General features: G+C 72.6%; 7 protein-coding genes. 1 reads left to right on the top strand and 6 read right to left on the bottom strand.

The window, feature by feature from the left end; all coding sequences use genetic code 11:
• Nucleotides 1-283: 283 nt before the first annotated feature.
• Entirely contained in the window at nucleotides 284-1,000 is a 717-nt protein-coding gene (locus tag Aau02nite_RS22975; protein ID WP_212990595.1) for a hypothetical protein, read from the bottom strand.
• Between the two features lie 545 nt (nucleotides 1,001-1,545).
• Between Aau02nite_RS22975 and Aau02nite_RS22970 the strand changes: the two genes are divergently transcribed.
• Nucleotides 1,546-2,535 carry a hypothetical protein gene (locus tag Aau02nite_RS22970; protein WP_212990594.1) on the top strand — a complete coding sequence of 330 codons (990 nt, stop codon included), beginning with the start codon at nucleotides 1,546-1,548 and terminating at the stop codon, nucleotides 2,533-2,535.
• A gap of 1 nt (nucleotide 2,536) precedes the next feature.
• Here Aau02nite_RS22970 and Aau02nite_RS22965 read toward each other — a convergent pair whose 3' ends face one another.
• The 5 genes from Aau02nite_RS22965 to Aau02nite_RS22945 form a co-directional block, all read right to left on the bottom strand.
• Entirely contained in the window at nucleotides 2,537-2,899 is a 363-nt protein-coding gene (locus Aau02nite_RS22965) for a GntR family transcriptional regulator (RefSeq protein WP_212990611.1), read from the bottom strand.
• Nucleotides 2,900-2,917: 18 nt separating this feature from the next.
• Nucleotides 2,918-4,285 (bottom strand): MFS transporter, encoded by a 1,368-nt coding sequence (locus Aau02nite_RS22960; protein WP_212990593.1) that lies wholly within the window; start codon nucleotides 4,283-4,285, stop codon nucleotides 2,918-2,920.
• 169 nt (nucleotides 4,286-4,454) lie between these two features.
• Nucleotides 4,455-5,084 (bottom strand): hypothetical protein, encoded by a 630-nt coding sequence (locus Aau02nite_RS22955; RefSeq protein ID WP_212990592.1) that lies wholly within the window; start codon nucleotides 5,082-5,084, stop codon nucleotides 4,455-4,457.
• A complete protein-coding gene (locus tag Aau02nite_RS22950) occupies nucleotides 5,081-6,913 on the bottom strand; it encodes a dynamin family protein (protein WP_246595372.1) in 1,833 nt (610 codons plus the stop codon). The genes Aau02nite_RS22955 and Aau02nite_RS22950 overlap by 4 nt, the downstream gene beginning before the upstream one ends.
• Nucleotides 6,910-8,775 (bottom strand): dynamin family protein, encoded by a 1,866-nt coding sequence (locus Aau02nite_RS22945; RefSeq protein ID WP_246595371.1) that lies wholly within the window; start codon nucleotides 8,773-8,775, stop codon nucleotides 6,910-6,912. The genes Aau02nite_RS22950 and Aau02nite_RS22945 overlap by 4 nt, the downstream gene beginning before the upstream one ends.
• Nucleotides 8,776-8,885: the final 110 nt, after the last annotated feature.

Raw genomic sequence — 8,885 nt, 5'->3', positions numbered from 1 at the left:
GTTTCCGGACGGGCACTCAGACGGCAGCCCCGCTCCGTTTGCGGGCAAAGAACCGGCCCGGCACGTCGCTGCCTGGTTTGCGCCTGAGTGATCCGGTCTCTCGAGGTACTTGGCAGAGCACCTGTCGGCTCCGAGCAGCCCCCAATGCGCCTATGGGACCGTCTGTCGCCATCGGGGGCCTTCGACCGGTCGTCGCAGGCCCCCGATGCCAAACGCTACCGCCGAGAACCGCGACAGCAGGCCAGTCGAACGACCTGTGGCGTTCGTGCCGCGCACAGTCAGGTCATCCCAGACTTTTCCACTCGGCGTCGATAGCGGCCACACTCTTCTGCCTGGAGGGCTTGCCGTCGAAGTCGACCATGACCGTGTAGACACTCTTCGTTGCACTCACGCGCCAGCAGATGAGCAGGTTCTGCTTCTTCTCCGGTTCCGTACTGTTAGAAAGCCTGACGGTCTGCGAACACCGCGCTTTGCCGACCTTTTCGCCGTCGTCAGCCACCCAGGCGAGTTCCCGCTGTCCCGTGAGGTCCCCACGGGCGGAAACCACGCGCATGGTGCCCTTGTCCTTCGGCACTGACTTGGAGTCACGTACCGCGACCGCGGCATCCGGTATCTCCGCGACCGTAGGCGCTGGCAAGGCCGGCAGAATCGGCACGCTGTCCTTGGCAGCGGCGGCGCGCGCCTCCGCGATGCGTTTCGCGGCGTCCTTGGGTAGTGACGGGGACGGCGCCGGTGACTTCGGGGCGGCTTTTTTCGAGGAGGCTGTCGGTTTCGGCGTCGTAGGCTCCGATCCGGAAGACCCGGTGGGCGTCGGCGCCGTCGCCATGTCCGCCGCCTGGACCGGAGCGGCCGGGTCGTCGTTCCCGCCCCACTGGCTCGCAGCAACCGTCGTGCCACCCAGCACGACCGCCAGCCCTGCTGCTCCAGCCAGCAGCTGCTTACGGCGACGTGACGTTCGCTCCGCTGGAGTCTTCATGCCGTCATGGTCTGCGTTGCGCATGTAGAAATCCTTTGCAGGTTCGACTGGGTCGCCCACGGAGGTTGCAGCGGCCCGACCCCGAAACCTCATGCTCTCAAAAAGCCCGGTAAGCCGGGACAAAATAGCGTCAATGTGATGTCCGCGGTCGAAGAGCGAAATCGGTGTTCACTGCACTTCCTTTGCGCCGGCGGCCTGATCTTCATATGCCCAGGAATCGAACACGTGTTCGATCTGCGTCGTCGAACGGCTTCACTAGCACATCACTCCGGATACCTGCTGAGCTGGGAAAATGGGATCAAAGATAGTTTCTAACGGCCGAAACCGACGACGTGACCCGCATTGTTGCCCGGTACCGGGCGAAGAACTGGTGGTGCCTGGCGGGACTGCCCCGACGACCTGCGGGGCCCCGAAGCGGCCGCGCTGGCCCGTAGCCTGGGTCCGCAGCTGATCGACGCCGCGGCCATCGGCCACGCCGCCCGCCGCGCCACCGACCCGGCATCCCTTCAGCTGTGTAAATACCTGTGGCACATCCTCGTGCTGCGCGGCCGGCCGAGAACGGAGCTGCCATGACCCGGACCACGCCACCGCGACCCGTCGACGTCACCGCGCTCTTTCCGGGGCTGCGCGCGTACGCGAAGACCGCGACCCGGCTGCATCCGCGGCCGGGCCGCCCCGGCGTCACCGACAGCTCCGTGGGCGGCCCGCTGCTGTGGCCGGCCGGCGAGCCGTGGCCGATGTGCACCGACGGCCGGCACGACACCGAGACCCCGCAGTATCTCCACGACGTGCGCCGCTGGCGCGAGCTGCTCGCCGCGGCCTGGGCGCGGACCCCGCGCGGGGAGCAGCTGCGGATCACCGACGAGGAACGCGCCGCGCTGCCCGACCTGGACGTGGCCGCGCCGCAGCAGCTGACCCGGGAGCCGATCGCGATGATCCCGGTGGCCCAGCTGTACCGGCGTGACGTGCCGGGGCTGCCCGGCCCGGAGGGCACCGACCTGCTGCAGGTGCTGTGGTGCCCGCTGGACCATGAGGACCTGGAGTACTGCCCGCGGGTGCACCTGCGCTGGCGGCGCGCCGGCGCGGTCACCGAGGTGCTGGCCGCGCCGCCGCAGCCGCTGGTCGTGCACGACGACTACCTGCCCGAGCCGTGCGTGCTGCACCCCGAACAGGTGCGCGAGTTCCCGTACGTCGACCTGCTGCCCGGCGACCTGGCCGAACGGGTGTGCGCGTGGGACGACGGGCTCTACTCGTTCGCGCTGTCCATCGCCGACGGCTGGAAGGTCGGCGGGCACGCCGACTGGAGCCTGAACGACCCCCGGCCGATGGACTGCGAGCAGTGCGGCGCGGCGATGCGGCTGCTGCTGTGCGCGGCCGGCGCCGAGTGGGACCACGAGACGTTCAGCTGGCGGCCGGTCGAGGACGCCGGCGAGCCCGCGTACTCCTCGCTGCACCCGGCGAGCGGCCCGACCGGCGTGGTCATCGGCCGCGGCTACTCCCTGTGGATCTTCACGTGCCCGGTGTCGTACTCCCATCCGCACCGCACGGCCATGCAGTAGCTCAGCCGGCCGCCCCGAGCGCGGCCCGGACCAGCTCCAGTGCCGCCTGCGGGCTCAGGCCCAGCGCGGTGACCTGCTCGGCGTAGCGTTGCGCGGCCTGCTGGGCTGCCACCGGCGTCCGCGCGGCCCGGGCCGTGACCACCGTGCCGGCCCGGCCCCGCGTCTCGACCAGCCCGGCCTGCTCCAGCTCCCGGTAGGCCCGGGCGACGGTGTTCGCGGCCAGGCCCAGATCGGTGGCGAGCTGCCGCACCGGCGGCAGCTTCGCGCCGGCCGCCAGCGCACCCCCGGCGGCCAGCTCCGCGATCCGCACCCGCACCTGCTCGTACGGCGGCACCGCCGAATCCGCGTCGATCACGATGTCCACCACAGCCCCCGGGTCGCCTCAGAGCAGCCGCGGCGGCGTGTTGCCGGCCGCGACGATGGCCCGGCGCATCGGCACCATCGCCAGCAGGATGCCACCGACGATGAAGAACACCACCAGCGACACGAGCCCGATGCGGTAGCTGTTGGTCAGCTGGAACACCAGCCCGAAGGCCAGCGGCCCCAGCCAGCTCGTGCCCTTGTCGCTGATCTCGTAGAAGCCGTAGTACTCGCCCTCACGGCCGTCGGGGATCAGCTGGCTGAACAGCGAGCGGCTCAGCGCCTGGCTGCCACCCATGACCAGGCCGATGGCCACGCCCAGCAGCATGAACGGCAACGGCTCACCCTCGGGCAGCCAGAACGCCGCCAGGATGACCCCGAGCCAGCCCACCAGGGCGATCAGCACCGTCTTGCGCGCACCGATCCGCTCGGCCACCGCGCCCAGCAGCAGCGCCCCGCCGAACGCCAGGAACTGCACGATCAGGATCGTCACGATCAGCGCGCTCTGCTCCAGCTTCAGCTCCTCGGTGCCGAACTGGCTGGCCAGGGCGATGACCGTCTGGATGCCGTCGTTGTAGATCAGGAACGCGAGCAGGAAGAACAACGTCAACGGGTACGTCCGCAGGCTACGCACGGTCCGGCCGAGCTGGCGGAAACCGTCGGTGAGCACGTTGCCGCCCGCCGTACCGGCCTCGGCGCTGGGGTGCTCACGCAGCCGGCGCAGCGGCACCAGCGTGAACACCGCCCACCACACCCCGGCCGACACGATGCACCAGCGGGCCAGGTCCAGGGTCCGCTGGTCGTCGCCCTCGATGGTGAGCCAGGTGACCACGCCCAGGTTGAGCAGCAGCAGCACACCGCCGCCGAGATAGCCCAGCGCCCAGCCCCGGCTGGACACCTTGTCGCGTTCGTCGGGCCCGGCCAGCCGCGGCAGGAACGAGTTGTAGACCACCACCGACGCCCCGAAGGCGATGTTGGCCACGATGAACAGCAGCCCGCCCAGCAGGTACCGCTCGCCGGTCACGAACGCCATCGCGATCGTCGCCCCGGAACCGAGGAACGCCGCCGCGGCCAGCAGCGGCTTCTTGCGTTCGGCCCGGTCGGCGACCGCACCCATCACCGGCAGCACGAACACCGTCAGTAGCACCGACAGCGACACCAGGTACGGGAAGTAGGAACCGGCCGCGATGCTGATGCCCAGCGGGTGCACCCGCGCGTCGCACTCGTCGGCGCCCAGCGCGCACCCGGCGGCCTGCTCGGTGACGCTGGTCAGGAACGGCCCGAGGAAGACCGTGATCACGGTGGTGGAGAAGGCGGACATCGCCCAGTCGTAGAAGTACCAGCCGGTACGTTCACGCCGGTTGCTCACCGGGACGGTGCTGGCGGTCATCAGGGTGGCTCCAGGGCGGAAGGCGGGGGACGGCGCGCTGATGATGCCATCTCAGGGTCGTCTCGGGGTACAGCTACGTCGCTGGGAGACGCCGATTTCCCGCCGATGTTCGCCATCCCGGTGTGGAACGCCCTGCTGGGAGCCGCCCTGGGGACGATCGCCGGTGAGGTCAGGTCTCCGGGTGCCACCACTTGGCCAGGGCGCTGGTGGCCGGGTCGTCGGATTCGGCCAGCGCGGCCCACGGGTCGGCGCCCGGCGGCAGGTCCTCGGCGGCGTAGGCGGCCAGGTCCTGCGCCGCCACCGGCTCGGCGGGCGCCGCCTCGACCAGCCCGGAGTGGTAGAGCCCGAGGCTGCCGGTGTCGATCCACGGGAAGCCGTCGACCGGCTCGGGCAGCGGCCCCACGTCGACGACCGGCGGGAAGACGCTGACCTGCTCGACGTCCAGCGCCGCGTCCGGATCCGCGCCGACCGGGCCCATGCCGTGCCCGTCGGTCACGTCCACGACCGCGGCGCCGGCCGCATCGTCGTGGCCGGTGCCCGGCTCGTGATCGTCCCAGCCGGCCCCGGCGGCGTCGTGCGTCCCGCCCGGGCCGTGCCCGGCGTCCAGCTCCTGCCCGGCGTCCAGCTCCTGCGCGTCGAAGCCCGGCTCGTGCGGGTCGCCGGGACCGAACAGGTCGTCGTGGAACGGGCTGTCGGTCCCGCCCACCGGCTCGTCATGGACACCGGCGTCGTGCCGGTCACCGTGGTCGTCGTGGCCGTCGGCATGCGGAAAATCCGGCCAGCCGTGCTCGTCGCTCATGTCGCCTCCTCATCGGCGGGTGCGGGGGTCAGCGACCGTGCCCGGGTGAGCACCTCGTCAACCTGCCTGATCTGGGCGCGGACCGCGGACAGTTCCGCGGTGGCCGCGCTGCGCCGTTTCGCGCGGCCGGCGGCGTCCTCGGCCGCGGCGGCGTCGATGTCGGCGATGTGCGCGTCGAGCTCCCGCAGCCGCCGCTCGACCGCGTCGTCGACGGCGACGCTGAGGGCGTACTGCAGGTCGGTGAAGCGGTACGAGATCTCGTCCGACAGCGCCGCGCGGGCCTCGGCGAGCACGTCGCGCAGCCACGCCCGGGCCTGCTGGCGGTCGTTCTGCACCCGCCGCCGGTACAGCACGTACCCGCCGGCCGCCAGCCCCAGGCCGAGCCCGGCGACCGGCACGAGCAGCCCGCCGGCGACGGCGCCGCCCACCCCGAACAGCGACGCCCCGAACATCGCCCCGCGCCCGGCCATGAAGGCGATCCCGCCGGCGGACAGCGCGACCAGCAGGTTGTCCCCGGCGCCGTCACGCGGCGGGCTGGCCGCCAGCGCGTGCCGCAGCGTCGCGTTGAGCCGGTCCAGCACCTCGGCCAGTTCGTCGGCGTCGAAGACCTGTGCCAGGATCCGCTCACCGACCTGCCGGAACGTGGCCTGCAGATCGTCGGACAGCCGCACCGCCACCGCCTGCAGCTCGGTGTCGAGCCGATCGGGCAGCGCGTCCAGCGCCGCGCCCCGGGAGGCGTCGATGCGGGCGCTGAAGTCCTGCTGCACGCCGGCGATCCGGGTCCGCAGCATGCCGACGACCTCGACCCGGGCCCGCTGGGTCTCGGTGCTCAGCAGCAGCGACCACTGCCGCGACTCGGTGCGCTTACGGGCCGCCAGCGCGGAACGCTGGGCCCGTACCCGGGCGACCTGGGCCGGATCGGCCTCGCTGGCCTGCACCCGGGCGGCCGCGGCCGCCTCCAGCCGGGCCAGTTCCCCGCGCGCGGCCCGCAGCACGTTGGCCAGCTGCAGCTGATGGCCCCGCCCGGCCAGCTCCACCAGGGCGTGTTGCAACTCGGCGATCCGCGACGCGTCCACCAGCGCGGCCTGTTCCCCGGCGGGCACCGTGCGGGCCAGCTCGGCCAGCCGCGCCGACACCGCGAACCAGGGCGCGTCGGCGAAACGCGGGGCCCGGGCCCGCAGCAACGCCCGGTTGTCGTCGGCGATCCGCCGCCACCCCGGATAGGCGTCCACCTTGGTCAGCGCGAAGACCACGGCGTCGACCCGCGCGCTGGCCGCGACGAGGAACTCCAGCTCCGGCTGCGACAGCGGCGCCGAGGCATCGGCGACGAACAGCAGCGCGGTGGCCCGCTCGACCGCGTTCAGGGCGACAGTGGTGTGCGCCGGGTCCACGCCCCCGACGCCGGGAGTGTCCAGCAGGCTGACGTACTGCAGCAGCGGCGCGGGATGGGTCACCTCGATGCGGCGTGGCGCGCGGCCACCGCCGGGCATCTCCCGTCCGGTGGCCCAGACGGCCAGCTGCGCCGGATCCACGTCGACCGGCTCACTCGCGCCGGGCACGTACGCGACCGCGGACAACGGCCCGGGTGAGAAGTGCAGGTAGGTGGCGGTCGCGACGGCGGCATCCACGGGCGACAGATCCGGTACGCCGAGCAGGGCGTTGAGCAGTGAGCTCTTGCCCCGCTTGGTCTCCCCGACGAGCACCACCGAGGGCCGGGTCAGCTGCCCGCGCCGCAACTCGGCCAGCTCGGCCCCGGCATCGGGATCCCCGGCCCGCACCGCGGCCAACGCATCCCGCACGGCCAGATCGAGCTCCTTGGCGAGACTCACCGCGCCCCTTCCGTTCCGTGCTGCTGCCATCCCGCCGCTCCCGGGCCGAACAGCATCGCCGGCCCGGCCTCAGTGGCGTCGGCCGCCAGGGTCCCTCCGGGCGAGCCCACGATCGTCACCTCGTCCTGAGCCGGCCCGCTTCGCCGGACTTCGGTATGTGCCGGCCGGTCCGGCAGCGTCAGTCCGGTCCGCGTCGGGTCGCTCTGCCGGCTGTCAGCCGGTCCGGCCTGGTGCGCCGGGACCCGCTCCGGTCGTTCCTGCCCAGTGCCCGACTGTCCTTGTCCGGGCTGAACCTGTCCGGATGCGCCCGGACCGGCCTGGGACTGCACGGCCTCGGTCGGGTCGGCCTGTCCGCGGCTCACCTGCTCGCGGATGGCCTGAGCCAGCAGGTGAAAACCGCGGTGCGCGACCTGCGCCACCCGCGACTGCGCCGGCCCTGCCCCGGCGACCGCATACACCCGCCACCGGTTCGCCGCTTCGAGCGCCGCGGCCGCCAGCTCCGGCCCGCTCGCGTGCGGCAGCCGCAGGATCCACCGCGCGTCTTCCGAGGTCGCCAGCCGGATCAGCTCCTGCTCCCACGCCACCGGCAGCGGCACCGCCCCGGTGGTGACCCGCTGGGCCACCTCCAGCAGGCGCAGCCGGTGGTAGGCGGGCTCGCGCAGCAGCCGTTCGATCGCGTCGCGCAGCGCCTCGCGGTCGCGGCGGTCGCTGGTGTGCCCGGCCACGCGTTCCAGGCGGGACAGCGCCCAGCCGGCCTTGATCGCGTCCGCGCGCCAGCGCAGGGTCTGTTCCAGGGTGTCGCGCAGGCGGGGGAAGCCGGAGGCGCGGACCAGTCGGCGCACCAGCTCGCCGGTGCCCAGCTGCGGGTCCGCGGCCAGCTCGGCCAGGGCGAAGCCGATGCCGTACAGGTCGAGCAGGCCGAGCAGCCGGTCGCGGCGGTGCGGGCTGACCGGCGCCGGGCGGCTGCGGAACAGGTCGACCGAGGCCAGCAGCACCCGCAGCTCGGCGGCGGGCAGCGCGGAGAGTTCCTTCAGCGCCGCGCAGTCGGCGGCGGTGAGCCGGCCGGCCTCGCCGGTCTCGGCCAACAGGCCGACCACGGGCACGACCTCGGACACCGTACGGGCCAGCAGCAGCGCCTGCTGCTCGGCCAGGGGACCGGCGACCGGCCACGGGTCCCCGGCCCCGCCGACCAGCGTGTCGACCTTGCCGAACACCCCCAGCGCGTTGATCGGGCTGCTCGCCAGCCGCGCGGACGCCGTGCGGAACGCCTCCAGCGCCCGCACGTCGTCGGCGCGGACCGCCTGGGTGAACACGTAGACGACCGCTTCGGCCGCGGCGACCTCCGAGGCGGAGTCGGCGTCGATGTCGGTGTCGAACGGCGCCGTGCCCCCGCCGAGCTCGGCCTGCGCGCGGGCGCTGACCCGGGTGTCGGTCGAGGCCAGCCCGGGCGTGTCGACGACGGTCAGATCACGCAGTTTGTCGCTGGTCAGCGAGACGTCCACATAGGCGACGCGGTCCAGGCCCACGCCGAGGCGCTGCGGGATCATGCCGTCGTCGGCCAGCGGCAGGCTCGAGCGGGAGCCGTCACGCAGCACCACATCAACGCGGTCGGCCGGGCCGTAGCGGAACCGGGTGACCACCCGGGTGCACTCACCGACGGCCGTGGGAGCGACCCGGCGGCCTATCAAGGCGTTGACGAGTGTCGACTTTCCGGCTTTCAATCGCCCGGCGATAGCGACGCGTAACGGCTCCGACAGCCGGTCGCGGACCTGAATGGCCTGGCCACCGACTTCCGGGCCGACCCTGGCGACGATCTCGTCACACAGCGCAGCCACGCGGGCGGAGAGCGGCCCGACGGTCATGACTCGTCAGCCGAGCACACCGTCAGGGAGAATGTACTGACCGCGGCCGACGTTGCAGACACAGTCGCCACCCTTCCCGTTCGCGGGCAGGGCGGGACGCCTGCCGCACC

The sequence above is a fragment of the Actinoplanes auranticolor genome (assembly GCF_018332655.1).
GTDB classification, from domain to species: domain Bacteria; phylum Actinomycetota; class Actinomycetes; order Mycobacteriales; family Micromonosporaceae; genus Actinoplanes; species Actinoplanes auranticolor.
This window is presented reverse-complemented; position numbering and strand designations above follow the sequence as displayed.